Origin of the sequence: Sphingobacterium cavernae, assembly GCF_008520265.1 — a bacterium.
GTDB lineage: Bacteria > Bacteroidota > Bacteroidia > Sphingobacteriales > Sphingobacteriaceae > Sphingobacterium > Sphingobacterium cavernae.
This window is the reverse complement of record NZ_VIQM01000065.1, coordinates 91,331-108,878: the sequence shown is the minus strand read 5'-3', so window position 1 is coordinate 108,878 and position 17,548 is coordinate 91,331. Positions and strand designations below refer to the sequence as shown.

At 36.9% G+C, this 17,548-nt stretch carries 12 protein-coding genes; 5 read left to right on the top strand and 7 right to left on the bottom strand.

The features are described 5' to 3' along the window. Window positions 1-6 precede the first annotated feature (6 nt). The 4 genes from FLS47_RS12915 to FLS47_RS12900 all read left to right on the top strand — a co-directional run bounded on the left by FLS47_RS12915 (window position 7) and on the right by FLS47_RS12900 (window position 5,884). Window positions 7-1,392 carry an NADH-quinone oxidoreductase subunit N gene (locus tag FLS47_RS12915; protein ID WP_149914784.1) on the top strand — a complete coding sequence of 462 codons (1,386 nt, stop codon included), beginning with the start codon at window positions 7-9 and terminating at the stop codon, window positions 1,390-1,392. Window positions 1,393-1,499: 107 nt separating this feature from the next. After that, window positions 1,500-4,022 carry a DUF5686 family protein gene (locus FLS47_RS12910; RefSeq protein ID WP_149914783.1) on the top strand — a complete coding sequence of 841 codons (2,523 nt, stop codon included), beginning with the start codon at window positions 1,500-1,502 and terminating at the stop codon, window positions 4,020-4,022. A 3-nt stretch (window positions 4,023-4,025) separates the two neighbouring features. Continuing rightward, window positions 4,026-4,805 carry an enoyl-CoA hydratase-related protein gene (locus FLS47_RS12905; RefSeq protein WP_149914782.1) on the top strand — a complete coding sequence of 260 codons (780 nt, stop codon included), beginning with the start codon at window positions 4,026-4,028 and terminating at the stop codon, window positions 4,803-4,805. A gap of 32 nt (window positions 4,806-4,837) precedes the next feature. Beyond that, the gene (locus FLS47_RS12900) at window positions 4,838-5,884 is read left to right on the top strand and encodes an AI-2E family transporter (RefSeq protein ID WP_149914781.1); all 1,047 of its coding nucleotides are present in this window, start codon (window positions 4,838-4,840) and stop codon (window positions 5,882-5,884) included. On the opposite strand, the gene FLS47_RS12895 is transcribed toward FLS47_RS12900, so the two are convergent. Beyond that, window positions 5,885-6,523: a 4'-phosphopantetheinyl transferase family protein gene (locus tag FLS47_RS12895; protein ID WP_149914780.1), complete on the bottom strand. Its 639-nt coding sequence runs from the start codon at window positions 6,521-6,523 to the stop codon at window positions 5,885-5,887. 122 nt (window positions 6,524-6,645) lie between these two features. On the opposite strand from FLS47_RS12895, the gene dcd reads away from it, so the two are divergent. After that, on the top strand, window positions 6,646-7,182 hold the full coding sequence (dcd, locus tag FLS47_RS12890; protein WP_149914840.1) for a dCTP deaminase: 537 nt from the start codon (window positions 6,646-6,648) through the stop codon (window positions 7,180-7,182). 81 nt (window positions 7,183-7,263) lie between these two features. Here the strand turns inward: dcd and FLS47_RS12885 are convergent, their stop codons facing one another. From FLS47_RS12885 to FLS47_RS12860, 6 genes are all read right to left on the bottom strand, one after another. Then, window positions 7,264-7,704, bottom strand: a complete 441-nt coding sequence (locus FLS47_RS12885) for an RrF2 family transcriptional regulator (RefSeq protein ID WP_149914779.1) — start codon at window positions 7,702-7,704, stop codon at window positions 7,264-7,266. Window positions 7,705-7,797: 93 nt separating this feature from the next. Then, window positions 7,798-10,596 (bottom strand): excinuclease ABC subunit UvrA, encoded by a 2,799-nt coding sequence (uvrA, locus tag FLS47_RS12880; RefSeq protein ID WP_149914778.1) that lies wholly within the window; start codon window positions 10,594-10,596, stop codon window positions 7,798-7,800. 143 nt (window positions 10,597-10,739) lie between these two features. Continuing rightward, window positions 10,740-11,858, bottom strand: coding sequence for a cytochrome-c peroxidase (locus tag FLS47_RS12875; protein WP_149914777.1), 1,119 nt, complete (start codon window positions 11,856-11,858; stop codon window positions 10,740-10,742). Window positions 11,859-11,867: 9 nt separating this feature from the next. Continuing rightward, window positions 11,868-13,394, bottom strand: coding sequence for a DUF6850 family outer membrane beta-barrel protein (locus FLS47_RS12870; RefSeq protein ID WP_149914776.1), 1,527 nt, complete (start codon window positions 13,392-13,394; stop codon window positions 11,868-11,870). Window positions 13,395-13,401: 7 nt separating this feature from the next. Then, entirely contained in the window at window positions 13,402-14,769 is a 1,368-nt protein-coding gene (locus tag FLS47_RS12865; RefSeq protein WP_149914775.1) for a DUF4876 domain-containing protein, read from the bottom strand. A gap of 5 nt (window positions 14,770-14,774) precedes the next feature. Further along, complete coding sequence (locus FLS47_RS12860; protein WP_149914774.1) at window positions 14,775-17,546, bottom strand: TonB-dependent receptor; 2,772 nt, start codon at window positions 17,544-17,546, stop codon at window positions 14,775-14,777. Window positions 17,547-17,548 lie beyond the last annotated feature (2 nt).

The following is a 17,548-nucleotide window of genomic DNA, read 5'->3' as shown; positions in this document are numbered from 1 at the left end:
TCATTTATGGGTGCGATTATTACACTGTCACTTTTGGGAATTCTGGTTTTATATTTGGGCTTATATAAAGCGAAATCCTTATTGTTGCCTGTCACCTTATTGGGATTAGTTGCGGCGATAGGTTTCGAAATAGCGGCTTGGAATAAGGGTGAAAGCCCGATCTATAATGGCATGGTCTTATTCGATAATTTTGCCTTAGCCTTTTCTATACTTTGTATCGTTATTACTGGACTTATTTTATTGTTAAGCAAGGAGTATTTCCGGGCTATTAGCAATAATGTTGCGGAATATTACTGCTTGATACTGTTCTCCCTTACAGGGGCGTTGATGGTCTGTTCGTACCACAATTTTGCGATGTTATTCATTGGAATAGAAGTGATGTCCGTTGCGTTATATATTTTGGTAGGCATTCGTAAAACAGATTTTGCATCGAATGAAGCAGCCTTGAAATACTTCTTAATGGGGGCTTTTTCGACAGGGTTTTTGCTTTTCGGTATCACATTGCTATATGGCGCTACTGGAACATTTGATATTACAGGGGTTAAGAATTATTTAATCTCTAATCCGGCAGCTGTATCGCCATTATTTTATGGAGGAATTTTATTGTTGTTGGTCGGCTTATTGTTTAAAGTAGGTGCTGCCCCATTTCATTTTTGGACACCGGATGTGTATGATGGTGCGCCAATTCTGATAACTACATATATGAGTACAGTGGTAAAAGTGGCATCATTTGCAGGCTTCATGAAATTATTTAGCTATGTGTTCTCGCCTTTGCAAGATTTTTGGACACCTATACTTTTAATCATTATCGTAATAACATTATTCATCGGAAATATCACGGCATTGCTTCAGACAAGTTTTAAGCGCATGTTAGCTTATTCAAGTATTTCACATGCGGGATATATGTTATTTGCAATTATTGCTCTGGGTGCTAATGCAGATTCAAGTATTTTGACTTACGGGTTGGCTTACTCATTGGCTTCTGTTGCTGCATTTGCAGGATTAATATTGGTGAAAAGAAGTAACGGTTCAGATCAGTTTGTTGCTTTTGATGGATTAGGAAAATCAAATCCATTGTTGGCTTTAGTTATTACGGTAGCTATGTTGTCACTTGCCGGAATTCCTTTGACAGCAGGTTTTATTGGTAAATTCATGTTGTTCCGAGGGGCGATGGCAGATTACCATATTATTTTGCTCGTGTTAGCGGTAGTAAATGCCGCAATAGGTATTTATTACTATTTGCGCGTGGTTGTTCATATGTATTTTTATCCAAGTATTGAAGGAGATGATACTGTTGCTGTGCCGACAAGCTTTAATATTGTGCTCTTAGTTACTTTATTACTAACTATTTTAATTGGGGTATATCCCGATTGTATCATATCGTTGCTATAAATTAAATTAAAATATGATTAAAAAGCTCTTCATCGAAGAGCTTTTTAATTAGAATAATTTTGAACTTTACGCACAAATTGTATCTTTATAATTGAGCCTCAACACGTATGAAAAGAGCGAATTACTATCTGATACGATTTATTTATGCTGCCCTCATTTTGCTAGTTTCAGTTTTGACTGTAGAGGGACAGGTACGTATTAGAGGTAAGGTACTTGACGCCTTAACTAAATTTCCCATTACTACGGCCAGTATTAAATCACCAGAAAATAAAACTGGAACAGCGACTACTAAAACAGGTGAATTTTTATTGACTCTTGAAAAAGGCACAAGGGAAATTGTTGTTTCAGCTCTTGGATATTCGGATAAAACAGTGGAAATAGATTCATTTGTGAATTATTTAGAAATTTCTCTTGAGCCCAAAAGTTTTTTAATCGATGCTGTGGAAATCAATAGAAAAAGAAAATATAATAATAGAAACCCTGCCACCGAATTAATTGATCTTGTGATAAGGAATCGCTCGTTGAATAAGCTAGAAAAGAAAGATAGCTTATACTACGAATCCTATGATAAGATCAAGTTTGGGCTTATGGATCCCAAAACTGTTTTCGGACGTGGAACTAAAAATTTAGCATTTTTTTATACTAACATAGACAGTTCTGTGGTGTATGATAAAGAGGCATTAAGCATTTTCATGCAAGAATCTTTGTCGGATAATTATGTAAAACAATCTCCATCAAAAACAAAAAAGATCATTAAAGCGGAGCAAAAAACAAAGTTTGATCCGCGTTATATCAATAATGCAAACATTGAGTCCTTCATGGAATATATGTTTCAACCAATTGATATTTACGAAGAAAGTATTTATTTTATTAATAAGCAGTTTCTTAGTCCAATAGCAAGTAATGCTAAAACATATTATAAGTATTATGTTAAAGATACTGTACGTACAGAAAAGGACTTCTTTGTGCGCCTTGAATTTGAACCTCGTAACCCTACAGATTTATTGTTTAAGGGAGAGTTATCTATTTCAATGGATGGTCGTTATGCTGTAAAGTATGTCGACATGCAGCTGGATGAGAAGGCTAATGTGACCTGGGTGAATGATTTGCATCTACGTTTGTCTTATTTCAAAGATCAATCTGGCGTGATGTTACAAGATACTTCTGAGGTTACGGTATTGTTTGGTCGTGGCAGTAAGGATGCAATATTTGGAAATCGTTTTAGTGTAAATCAAAAGTACGATTTGCAAAATAGAGCTGGGGAGAATATTTTCACAGGTGCTCCAGTAGAAAAAAGAATGGTAGAAAGATCTAATTTGGCTTCAAATAGACCTGTGCCCCTTAATTCTGCAGAAAGTGCAACGTACAAGAATATCGATAGTTTAAACAACCTTTCTTCATTTCGGACGATGATGGCCATGGGTTATCTTTTTTCCCAAGGCTATTTTAATTTAGGAAAATTCGAGTTGGGACCCTTAGAATATTTGTATCATCAGAATGATGTTGAGGGAAATCGCATACGGTTGGGGGGGCGTACAACTGCAGAATTTTCAGAGAAAATGTATTTGGAAGGTTACTTGGCTTATGGAGTAAGGGATGAAGCTTTGAAATATAATTTGCGCACAGCCATTTCATTGAACGGAAAAGCTGTTACCACATTCCCCGCACATTATATTGAAGGATCTATTCAGCACGATATATTTGAGCCAGGTAAAGGCTTGGGTTTTTTAAAGGGCGATAGCTTCTTTCGAAGCTTTAGGTCTAATCGACCTACCAAATTTATGCAAACTGATGGGTATAGATTGGGACACGTAATAGAGTTTGGTAATCATTTGAGTGTATCGTCCATGATGACTTTACAAAGACGTAGTCCTGTGGGGGATTTAAAGTTTGCGCTCTCCTCTGATTCTAATCAGTTTTTAAAAAACATTAATACATCTGATCTTCAGGTTGTATTACGATGGGCTCCCAATGAAAAGTTTTATTACCGCAATTTGAAGCGAAGTACTATTGTTGAAAAATATCCTGTATTTAGTCTACAGTATAATAAAGGTTTGGATGGATTTTTAGGTGGAGATTATGATTACGATGCACTGCGGTTTTCAGCGTCCAAAAGATTATTTTTAAATCAATTGGGTTTTGGGGACGTGACGGTCTCAGTTGGTAAAATCTGGGGAACGCTGCCTTATCCTTTATTAGAAATGCCAAATATCCAAGAGCAAAAAGATCGCCATTCCATTTCTTATGAGCGTGTGAATTCGATGGAATTCATTGCAGATCAATACATGAAACTTAGTTATAATCATAGGTTGAATGGTTTTTTACTAAATAAAATTCCTTTGGTAAAGAAATTGAAATTACGTGAGATTTTTGGTGCGCGCATGTTTTGGGGAGATTTATCTACAAAAAACAACCCATATTTAAGTTCGAATGTCATTTATTTTGATCGAGACAAGGAAGGTAAAATCATGACTAACGTAATGACTAACGAGCCGTATTGGGAAGGATATGTGGGAGTGGATAATATTTTCCGCGTGTTGCGCATTCAATACTATGTGCGGATGACTTACAATGAGATCGAAGAACCGATTAGAGATAGATTTCGTGCATCATTACATTTTAGTTTTTAAGATATGGCCACTTATGAAAATATCCTTGTAGAACAACAAGGTAAAACTATAGTTATTACAATCAATAGAGAAGACAAGTTAAATGCATTGAATTCTCAAACTCTTGGAGAATTATCAGACGTACTGGATGATATTTTGCACGATAACAGCGTTCGGGGGGTAATCTTGACCGGAAAAGGTGAAAAGGCTTTTGTTGCAGGAGCAGATATTAAAGAGTTTTTGAATCTAAATGTATCCGAAGCAAGTGAGCTATCACGATCTGGACACGAGAATGTTATGAACAAAATCGCGAATTTTCCAAAGCCTATAATAGCTGCTATAAACGGTTTCGCGTTGGGTGGAGGGTTAGAAGTCGCATTGGCGTGTCATATGCGTGTTGCAGTAGAAACAGCTAAAGTAGGTTTACCAGAAGTGTCTTTGGGCATAATTCCTGGCTATGGTGGTACGCAGCGTTTGACGCAGTTGGTCGGCAGGGGCAAGGCATTGGAAATGATTCTAACAGGCGATATGATCGAGGCTGCAGAAGCCCTTAATTGGGGATTGGTAAATCATATCGTGGCGACACAAAGTGAACTTTTAGCCAAAGCTAGTGCAATATTGGAACGTACTTATACACGTTCTGCTACGGCTATTGCGGCAGCGATCGAAGCTGTTAATACTGGTCTTGTGGACGCTGAGCATGGCTTTGAAAAGGAAATTGAATTGTTTGGCAAAAGTTTTGGTTCGGCGGAAATGAAAGAAGGTGTTACAGCATTTTTAGAGAAACGCAAACCAAACTTTTAATCGTTTGTTGTTATTCATAAATCCCAACACTTATGAATAACCCTGTTTTTTCACAGAAAGAACGAAATATTATAATTTTAATCATCGTTCTGGTGCTCGGCGGTATCCTTTTGTACGCTATGAAAGGTATTTACGGTGCTTTTTTGGGTACATTTGTAATGTACGCACTTTTTAGAAACCTAAATATATTCTTAATTGAGAAATGGCGCTGGCCACGTCCATTATCTTCAGTTTTTATCATAATTCTTTCTTTACTAATTATAGTTTTGCCTTTTGCGGGTATCGGTGCTATGCTTGTAAATAAGGCATTTGAGCTGAAAAATAATCCAGAATGGCTAACTCGACTTGTTGAGGCTATCAATAATTTTGTAGGGGATTTAGTCGGAAAACCCGATGTGATCAAAGAGAAATTGGAGTCTAGTGCGGCATATTTGGGTGGTTTATTAACGATTGTGTTAGGAGGTGCTGCAAATGTATTCCTCGAAGTTTCGGTCATGTATTTTATTCTGTATTTCTTGTTTATTAATTATAAAGGATTTGAAAACAGTTTCGTGCATTACATGCCATTTGATGAAGAAAATGCAGTGACATTTGGAGAGGAATTAAAAAATATTACGTATTCTAATATTATAGGACAGACCTTTATTGCTATAGTCCAAGGGGCTTGTCTTGCGTTGGGTTTTTGGATTTTCGGTGCCAACGATGGATTTTTCTGGGGCGTGATCTGCGCTATTCTATCTTTTATCCCGTTATTAGGGCCTCCTTTAATATTTGTTCCAGCCTCAGTGATTCTGATTTCTCAAGGAATGACCTGGCAAGGGGTTGGGTTACTAATCTGGGGGTTTGGGTTAGTTATTAATATTGATAATGTATTGCGTTTGGTTATAGCCAAAAAAGTTGGGGATATCCATCCAATAATCACGGTAGTAGGGGTCGTAATTGGTATTCCTCTATTTGGATTGATGGGGTTGGTATATGGACCTCTTTTGCTTTCCTATTTTTTGATTGCAGTAAAGATTTACAAAGCAAACAAAAGACTGGCACTCAAGAAGCAAATGCTGGAGGATAGTCTTCAATAGCTATTCTACAGCATAACCTAGCATGTAATTTTGAAATTGCTCGTAATAAACCTCGTAAGTTATGGTTTGGTTATCTTTTGTCAAATCCAATAACATGACACCTTGGGGCTTGTAATTAAAAGGTTTTATAGTCATGTCATCCAAAAAGGAAACGCCTTTGTTTCCTTGCAATTTATACACTGCTTCTTTGGCGCACCAGCAGGCGTATAACTGTAAGATTTCGTTTTCAGGATTAATGAAAGCTAATTCCTCGGGTTTAAGGAATTTCTCTTTTATACGCACAACCTTATCCATCACCAATTCTAAATCCATACCGCAATCTCCTTGCGTACTTAGCATCACTCCAGCATATTCAAAAGAATGAGTTAAGGATATTTTGTAGGGATAATCAGGCAAATAAGGTTTGCCGTTTCTATCAGATGGACAGTGAATATATTCATTTGTCTGAAGCAAATAGCGCAATAGTACACGTGTCGCTAACCAATGTAGCGTTCGCTTGCCTTTACTTAGGTGACGTAGTTTATCTTGTTCAGCATCGTCCAATTGCAATTTGCTCAACAATTCCTCTGCCGTTTCTTCTATCTTCCAAATGGCAAATTTGGTTTGATTATTCAGTTCTCTAAGATATACTAGCGCCATAGTCAAATGTACAAATTATGGCAATAAATCTTTCATATCACAGGCATTTGATTTGTTTCGGTACGCTTAATACTGTATTTTTGAAACCTATTTGGTTTATTGCCAATGTAATATTGATCCGTATGATTTTATCCGATAAAAGAATTCTTGAAGAAATAGAAAGTGGTAGCATTGTAATTGAGCCTTTTGACCGAAAATGTCTGGGTACAAACTCATATGATGTTCACTTAGGAAAATACTTAGCCTGCTATAAAGACGCTGTTCTAGATGCTAAAAAGCATAATGAGATAGCACATTTTGAGATTCCTGCTGAAGGATACGTGTTGGAGCCTGGCAAATTATATCTGGGAGTGACATTAGAATATACGGAGACACATGGTCATGTACCATTTTTAGAAGGTAAATCAAGTACAGGTCGTCTAGGAATAGACATCCATGCGACAGCCGGAAAAGGGGATGTTGGTTTTTGTAATACGTGGACATTAGAAATTTCGGTAGCTCAACCTGTGCGTGTATACGCTGGTATGCCAATCGGACAGTTGATTTATTTTGTCGTAGAAGGTGATATTGAAACCTTGTACAACAGTAAAGGTAACGCGAAATACAATAACAAAACTATTCGTCCTGTCGAAAGTATGATGTGGAAGAATGCTTTCTAATTTCCAGAAGCAGTTCCTATAAATATAAAATGCCCTTGAAAAATTTTTCAAGGGCATTTTACGTTAAATGTTTTATGAATATTAGTCTAAACTAAAGCCTAATTCTTTTTCTTTATTGATTAATGAGGCAATACTCGTATCGTTTAATATTTGCAACATCGCATTGCGCACATCTACAAAAGTATCACGAATGCCACAAGCGTGCTCTTCTGTACACTCGTCGCAAGAACGGTAAAAATTCAAACTCACACAAGGCAATAGAGCGATAGGGCCGTCAATAAGACGCATAACCTGTGATAAGAAAATATCTTCAGGTGCTTTGTTCAGACTGTAGCCACCGCCAGCTCCTTTTTTTGAGTACAAAATTCCCGCATTACGCATTTCTAATAAGATCTGCTCAAGAAACTTTTTTGGAATACGCTCTTCTTCTGCAATTTTGATAATTTGCATCGGCTCTTTTCCATAGTTTCTCCCCAGAACCATTAATGCCTTAATGGCGTATTTTGTCTTTTTAGAAATCATAAGTATGTGATTTTACCCTCAAAAATACAAATTTTAATTCTTTTATTGCCTTTATACTTTTACTATAAACTTCCTCGATTCGACTAATGGATGCTATTTGAGGTGGTTTTTTAGGTATGCACCTGTAAAACTTTCTTCGCATTTTATTAAATCTTCTGGAAGTCCAGTGAACACAACATTACCTCCGCGTTGACCGCCTTCAGGACCAATATCAATCACCCAATCTGCGGATTTGATCATGTCCATATTATGCTCAATCACTAATATACTATTTCCTAGGGCAATAAGGTCATTAAATGAACGCAAAAGTTTTTGAATATCGTGAAAATGTAACCCTGTGGTTGGTTCATCAAAAATAAACAAAGTCTTTTTACTGTTATTTCCCTTTATTAAGAAGGAAGCTAATTTAATGCGTTGGGCTTCTCCACCCGATAATGTGCTTGAGGATTGACCCAATTTTACATAGCCCAAGCCTACATCTTGCAACGGTCTTAATTTTGCTAACACTTTTGGCTGATCCACGAAAAACTCTAAAGCTTCGTCGATACTTAAATCCAATATATCCGAAACAGATTTCTCTTTGTACGTTACATCCAACACATGTGGTTTGAATCGTTTTCCGCCACATGCTTCACAAGGCAACACAATATCCGCCATGAATTGCATTTCAATCTTCACTTCGCCATCACCTTGACATACATCACAACGTCCGCCCTCAATATTGAATGAGAATGCGGCTGGTTTTAAGCCATTAGCTTTAGCGGCAGGCAATCCTGAATACAAAGAGCGAATTTCGTCCCAAGCCTTGACATAAGTCACCGGATTAGAACGTGAAGAGCGACCAATGGGATTCTGATCGACCAATTCGACTTGTTCGATTTGCGAGATATCGCCATCGATACCATCAAATTGACCCGTTTGCTCGCCCGAATAATTACCCATCGTTTTTTGCAAAGCAGGATAAAGCACTCTTTTTACAAGTGAAGTTTTTCCCGAACCGGAAACACCTGTCACCACGGTAAAGACGTTCAACGGAAAGTCCACAGTTATTCCATTTAAATTGTTTTCTCGTGCACCTTGAATGGTGATTTTGTCCGTCCATTTGCGTCGAGATTTAGGTACAGCAATCTCGAGTTCACCGCTCAAATATTTTCCTGTTAAGGAATCTTTATCCTTAACGATTTCTTTATAATTTCCAGCAAACACCAGTTTTCCGCCATTGATTCCCGCTTCTGGACCAATATCAATTAAATAATCAGCTGCTTCCATCATCTCTTGCTCATGTTCCACGACAATAACCGTGTTTCCAATATCGCGTAGTGATTTCAGAACTCCGATGAGGCGATTGGTGTCCTTGGGGTGCAGTCCAATACTAGGCTCATCCAATACATATATAGAGCCGACAAGTGAGCTCCCTAGAGAGGTAGCTAAGTTGATACGTTGAGACTCACCGCCTGAAAGTGTATTGCTCAAGCGATTCAACGTCAAATAGCTTAAACCTACATCACACAAAAACTGAATACGATTTGTAATTTCAGTTAATAAACGCTTGGCAATTATTTTTTCATTTTTATCTAATTCTAGATTTTTGAACACGTTCAAAAGCTGATCTATTGGCATTAAAACCAAATCTAAAATAGACTTCCCATTTATTTTGACATAAGCTGCATCTTTACGCAGACGCGTACCTTTACATTCTGGACAATCCGTTTTTCCGCGATAACGGGAAAGCATGACACGGTATTGAATTTTATATGTTTGTTCTTCGAGTTCTGTGAAAAAATCATTCAGACCGCGAAAATGTTTATTTCCCGTCCACAATAATTCTTGCTGTTGAGGAGTTAAATCTGCATAGGCACGATGAATAGGGAAGTCAAATTTGAGTGCTGTACTCACCAATGCTTCTAGCCATACCCCCATTTTCTCACCACGCCAAGGAGCTATAGCGCCATCGTATACAGATTTGCTCTTATCAGGCACCACCAAGTCCGGATCGATACCAATAATTTTCCCATAGCCTTCACATCTGCGGCAGGCTCCATATGGATTATTGAAGCTGAAGAAGTTGGGAGAAGGCTCGTCGAATGTCATGCCATCCAATTCAAATTTCTCCGAAAAATGATGAACTTTGCCATTGATATCTACATAACATTCTCCTTTTCCTTCAAAATAAGCTGTTTGCAACGAATCTGCTAAGCGAGAAGCTGTTTCTTCTTCACCATCTAATTTGATGCGGTCTATAACAATGCGTACATCGCCTGTTTTAAAGTTTTTATTGGAAATGGATTTGTCTTCAATAATACTTTCAATCTTTTGGATGCTGTCTTGAAATAAGATACGTACAAAACCTTTTTGAAGAAGAATAGCTAATTCTTCTTTCAGTTTACGGTCATTAGTCGAAATCAGCGGACTGTATATTGTTATTGTGCTCTCTAAATCATGCGCTGTGATGGTATCAACAATATTCGAAATGGAGTCTTTAGTTACCAATTGACCCGAAATAGGGGAATAGGTTTTTCCGATACGTGCAAAAAGGAGTTTTAAATAATCATAAATCTCTGTAGAAGTACCAACTGTAGAACGTGGATTTGACGTAATAACCTTTTGCTCGATGGCAATAGCAGGTGCAATTCCCTTGATGTAATCTACTTCAGGCTTATTCATACGTCCCATGAACTGACGTGCATAGGAAGATAGACTTTCCACATAACGACGTTGTCCTTCGGCATATAAAGTGTCAAAAGCTAAGGAAGATTTTCCAGAACCCGACATGCCGGTGATCACGACCAACTTGTTTTTCGGTATTTCGACATCAATATTTTTAAGGTTATTGACGCGCGCACCTTTGATTAAGATATATGATTTGGGATTAAAATCCTTGTTTTTTTGCATAACTGACAAAGTTAATCATTTCTAAGAAGTTGAAAGTTAAATCAAAGTAAATGATTGGATATATTGTGTTGATTTTCTTTAGTAAGAAAAAAACCAGATGACTTTTGGTTCATCTGGTTTGTATAGTCTTGTAAGAGTTTTTTTTAGCGTGGTAAAGATTCAGGTCTATTCATTCTATATTTTGTAGCTGTTGTTGCTTTCAAAAAGGCTGCAATAGCTTGAATTTCTTCTTTCGTCAAATCCAATTTTTTCAATAAAGGATCTGTTCTTGGGAACATAGGATCGGCATGTTGTTCTGCTGTTTTGGGATTATTCATAATCATACCGCTGTTGTACAGATTAAGTAATCCAATTATATCTTCGAATAAGCCGTTGTGCATCCAAGGCGCTGTATTCATTACATCTCGCAAAGAAGGAGTGCGGAATTTCCCAACGTCGGCTGGATTTTTAGTAACTTCATAACGACCTAAATCTTCGTATTTTCTCTTGTAGTACGTCAATCCGATATTGTGAAAATCTTCATCCGTCAAAAATTCCCCATTATGGCAATTCATACACCTAGCCTTTGTGCGGAAAAGGTGCATACCTTGAATTTCTTGATCCGTCATTGCAGTATACTTACCATCCAAAAATTCATCAAAAGGGCTACGACGACTCCTTAATGTACGTTGAAATGCGGCTAAAGCTTTCATGACTTCAGGCATGGAAAAATCTTCCTCTCCGAATGCTTCTTCAAATAATTTGCGGTAGCCTGGGATAGCTTTTAATTTTGGAATTAATTTAGTCAATTCCATTGCCATTTCGTGATGCGCTTCTATAGGGAATAAGGCTTGCTCTTCCAATGTTTTTGCCCGACCATCCCAAAATAAGCTTTTGCGTGCATGCACATTCAGCAATGAAATGGTATTGCGTGTTCCTATTTGGTGATCATGCCCTACCGGAACGGTCAAATGATCTCCCCAAGATGTTTGCGGATTGTGACAAGAACTACAAGAAATCTGATTCGATCCAGATAATAGTGGGTCAAAGAATAGTAATTTACCCAATTTGATATCAGGTCGCTCCATCAAACTAAAGTAACTGGTATCTATCTTTGGTAAAGACTTAAATTCTGACCAAACCACACCCGAATCAATAGTCGGTTTTGGCCACTCAGAGATTGGTCGACTGTATAGTGCTCGAAGAGAATCTTGCTTATCGTGTAAAAATGCACTACAGATCACAAAAATTAGAAGGAAAGCAAACGATAATAACTTTTTCATAGTACTATTTTACAAATTGAATTGTAGTCCTAATTGAGTTTGCCACAAATCATATTTATCCTTTCGCAAAGATAGGGTGTTTTCGGATGGCTTACCCAAAACTGTGTAAAATTGATTGCGTAGAATTACTTTTATCCCACGTAATTTTTGAGTTTTTATGATGGCATAAGCTAAATTTAAGTCGAGCCCAATTGGTTCAAGATTAAAATAATCATAATCTGGATAAGCAATCGAAGTTGTGAATACATTGACTTGCGTCAAGGGAATATCCAACGTATTGGAAATATTCAGCAAGTATTTTGGTATAAATTCGGTTTCTAACTTATTCTTACCACTACCAAAAAGGTATCTAAAATTAAGATGTATACCTAATTGGCTATACGCATGATAATGATCTGCAGCGGCATCTGTTTTTTCCATACTTTTGAAAGCTGTACCTGCGCCTAAACTCCAATTTTTGTTATTGTAGAGGTAATCTAACGCGACATTATAATATTCGGCAAGGTAATTTGCAGAGTTTAAATTGTAATTAAAATCTTGTCCTTGTTGGTGACAAATATTCAGATCAATCAAATGATTAATATCAGAAGTCCGGTTCAATTGAACCAGTGTATGGTGTTGAATAGTATTTAGCGTAAACTCACTGCGTTTAAAGTAAGTTTGGCGCAACTTCTGATCAAAAGTGCTATTCGTTACTTTGCGGTCATAGTTTGTAGATGTATACAATTCCAGTCCTTTTTTCACAACATTATATCCAACGTTAAATCCCAAATACTGGTCATATTTTCGCATGTTGGCAGAATCTTTTTGCGATATATAACCAAATCCCTGATTGGTATAATAAATTCTGTCCGGAAAAAGAAGGCTGGTGTTGAATGTGCTGTTTTTGTAAGTCACACTCGTCTCTTCATCACCATATCCGTACGTAAAACCAGTGGTTAGGTGATGCGCACCGATTTGAGAGGTCACAAATGGATTAAATTTGATAGCAACAGATCCCACACTTGGACGTGGATCGACGGATCGTGTAGTCCAATGGATGCTATAGTTTAATTTTAATCCGGGTTGGAAATATTTATTAAGTCCAGCGTATCGAACTTGAACATTTCCATTGAAATTTTGACGCTCATACTTGCCTGGTTTTTGCACAAAATAATAAAATGGAGATATATCATCATCCAACCCCTGCAATGAATTTGCAAGACTATCTTCCCAAGTTTTATTGAATTTAAATTTTCCGGAAATAATGAAATCATCAATTTGCGAGATACCATTTGCTTCAAAATCTACGATATTTTGTTTGTATGCTGATTTTGCTCTCCGATATTCACCTTTCTGAGATTGAAATTTGAGTTCCGCTACTCCAATATTATAATTACTTGGATTTACTTTTACTAGTGCAGCATTTTCAAATTGAAACAACAATTTCTTTTGAAGTGGAATACTCCATATCAACGAATCATTCTTGCTAAAATATTGACCATACGAAGCAAAACCAATGAGTATAAATAATAGTGTAATAGCGGATCTATTCATTTTTTTATTAGTCGATAAAAGAACTAACTGATTTAGATGTATTTGCTTTCTCTAAATAGCCGAAGTCTACTTCCGAATTGTTGGTGTCTTTTAAAATACGACGACCATTTACAGTTTTAAGTGTTTTACGTACCAATGATTGACTAGAATATTGACCTCCTGGTACGAATGTACGTCCCGCATCTAGTATTGTTTGCAAGCGTTTAGGAACTCTGGAAGCTGCTACTGGATGTTGAAGTTCGACTGCATCTACTATCACACGAGTAGGGATTTGCTTATAAATATTAGTCGTAGCTGTTATCTCTCTTCGATCAGGAGTAGCAAAATTTTTCAAAGATTCCATATTAACATCTGTTGATCTAGCATCTGCGATAAAAAATGCATCTCTTCCAAGCGCATTTAGGATCAAATCATTTCCCTGTGAAACATGTACTACATCGATATTTGTGACGTTTATATTATCTACATCTGTACGGAATGGTGTATAAGCACTACCGTCGGTTGGTCTTAAAAATTCAATTAGATTTACTTCAAAGTCAGCAGTATTTAGGTTGACTGTCAATTCAGGGTTTGTCACAGTCACGGGCGTACTCGTATTTGATTCGTAAGAATTGGTATGGTCAACAGCTGTCGCAGCAATGATTAAGCTATTTCCTGGTTGTACTGGATATTTCTTTCCCGTTCCATCACTCGGAATACGGAACAAAGTGTGCGCATATACATAGTCTTGATTTGCATCTTTGCCACTTTCTACAGTAATGTTTAATGCTTTAGACCAGTCATATTGATTGTTTTCCAATAAATATTCTCCCGAATTGTTATTATTCTTACCAATTACTTGTCCGAAATATAAACTATCTGCGTATAACACTTGGTTGGAGTTATTATAGATTTCCACAAAAACATCTCGTTGTCCAGCGCCATTTGCCACGTTAGAACCGGCATAATAGATTTGTTTGAAAACCCAGTTTCCTGTTTTGCCGGCTTGTAATTCTAATAAAAATGTTTTGTCTTCAAAAATTTCGATATTATCGTTGCTTCCTGAGAAGTTGATATCATCTTCTACATAATAGCCTGCAAGTTCGGTGTATTTTGCAGCGGAAATAGTCAGTGTGGAATTAATAGTATATGTACCTGGTGTTATACTTTCAAATACGGCTGTACCATTTTCTTGAATTGTTGCCTGATAAGACGCTCCATTGGTTTTATTAAAAATAGTTACAATAGCGTCTTTAGGAGCAATATTTAAATTTTCATCACTCTTCACCGCAATGTCTACTGTGAATTTGACAGCACGCGTTAGTTCAGGATCTTTTTTACAGGATGCTAAAAATAGGATTAAGGCCAAGGACCATAGTAAGATATTGTTTTTCATAATGACTAGAATTTGATATTAGTTCCAATGGTAAAACTCGGTCTTCTGTTATATTTCAGAATTCTTTCTGTACCATTGTTTGTGATGGAATAATGTTCTGGACGTATATTAAATAAGTTGTATGCGTTAAGATTAATTCTGAAATTTTTGCTTATTTCTTTTACCAAAGACATGTTAATTACAGTGTAAACAAATGGCAAGCCTTCTGATATTACATCTGTTGATATGCGTTGTAAAGAATTGAAATCAGCTGGTGAAATCGGGGTTTCAGCCATTGTGAAATATCTTCCTGCCGAATTAAAATAAGCATTCGGGAAGATGGAATTTGTTCTTGTATTTGATTCTTTCCAAAATACATCAGCACTAAAATTGACGATAAAACCAACTTTTGGAATATGTGTAGAGCTGTTTATTTTTGACATTATCTGCAAATAATTTCCCTCATCTGGGCTATATTCCGCATGCGTCAGGCTCGAATTGTCGGGTAGGATAATTCGATTATTCTCGATAGCTATTCGTATAGGCTGTGTCTTTCTGTGTCTATTGAACTGTATGTTATTAATCAAAGAGAAAGTAGTTTTTATTGCGCTTATCTGGCTAAAATTCAACATCCAATCAGCTCCTAAAGATTTTGAACTCGCTCCATTAGTCATCTCATAGCCATAGAAATTGAAATAGTTGTTGGTTTCACTGGTTGGATTATAAGCAATATTTCCTGAAGAGGGATCGACTTGGTACACATACTTCGGTAAGGTATATAAGTGAGGTTGACTCACTGTCTCGTAGCCAGCCCAGTTATTTTTGTAATAACCGTATAGTGATGAACGAACAATGCTGCCTTTATACTGTAATCCCAATTCAATTTGGGAAGACATAGAGGGCTTGAGGTGATCGTTGTTTAAGATTTTCTTATCTGTGTAGACCAAATAGAGTGCCTTTGACAAATCACCAGCATATACATTCAACAATTCAATATCAATAAATACGGGAGCAGGAAACATATGTGCAAGTGTAGGAGCTTTTGACGAAATACCAAAAGCAGCTGTAGAAGACCATTTGTCATTCCAAACGATACTCGTATTAATACGTGGCTGAAGGGTGAAATAGCCATTTTGAATATCAGCTCTCAAACCCAAATTAGCATTGTATCGTTTCGTAAGAACAGTACCTTTGATACTGTTTTCAATATATAGACCCCAATTCTGCGCACTTGGAAGTTGTTCAAAATCATACGCTCGTTCGTTGCCGCCACCATTCAATAGCCATCGCGGTCTATCTGGATCACTTATGATGCCTTGACCTCCATTATTTGACAAGTTATAACTTGCGCCATAAGATAAATGATGTTCGCTATTGCCCCAATTAAAATAGCTAGAAGCATCGATTCTTGTATTAAAGTTTTTGGGCTTACCAATTATCTCTTCTTCGGCTCTATAGCTTCCATTACTAAAATAACCTTCGTAAATACCTACCGTATCCTTAATAGCAATAGCTGTAATTCCTCTATTTAATATGTACTGCTTATACGAATATTGATCTGAGCTGGAGTAATTGATATTAAAATTTACCGTGTTCAAAAATCTACTATTCGTATGAATAGCTGTTCTATTGGAAACGGACAAACCTTGATTTCTAAATTTGGACATTTGCGCCATATCATCATCTGGATCAGCTCGTCGGTGATCATTTCGATAGTTGTAATCGAAGGATAATGTGTTTTTTATATTTGTCTTGAAATGTTTTGTCCACATCAAGGCTTGATTTATCCTATTGAAAGATTTAATTTTATCTCTCGGATCTGCGTTGGAGTTGGTATAATTTGTAGAAAAGTTTAAAGCACCAAAATTTTTAGGCAATAGGAAACCTTTACTTAGTCCTGTAGAAACAGATCCTCCGTTTAATTGCATATTGTATGCCCAAGGCGATTGTCCTGCTTGTCTATTGATAATCACGGCCCCATCGGTTATTTCGCCATATTTTGCTGAAGCAACACCTTGGATAACTTCGATACTTTCAATATTATTAGCTGGAATTTCACGAAGGTCAATACCTTGATAAGCGACATCATAATTGGTAGAAGATTGATTCCCTAAGTATGAATCGCTGTAATTTACACCCGATAAAGTCGCTTGAGACATACCCCATCGACTCGCAGAACGACTTTGCATATTGGCGTCATTGCTCAAGTGTACATCATCCATGATGATAGCAATACCTAATGAATTGTTAAGATTAAAAATATTATCGCCACCACCAATTTGTCCATTACCACCACGTAATGTTAGCGTACTAACTTTATTTAGATCAGGGGCAATGGTCGATTTGCCAGGTAGATTCATCAGTACATCTTGGATACTAAATGCTTGCGCTGCTTGAATGGTCTCCTTGTCAAAGAATATGGAAGAATTACTATTTTTTGTGTTTTGAAAAGATGGAGTGATAGACACTTCATCTAATGTAAGACTGAGGTCTTCTAATTTAATCTCTCTATAAGTGGAAAAATCTTTCTTTGCAATGTTAACTTGTCGTGTCTTTTTGCTTACATGAAGCACAGTTAGTGTAACATCCTGTAAATTTGAAGATAATTTGAACAAAAATTCGCCACTGTCGTTAGATGAAGTCACCTGTTGTCCATCATTCAAACGAATTGTTGCGTATCCTAAAGGCTTATTGTTTGTACCAATAATCTTCCCTTTAAGGGTAATGATCTGTGCAAAAGAAATATTAAATACGCCGACTAGTATTAGAGTTAACCAGAGGCAGATGCTGTTTTTCAACT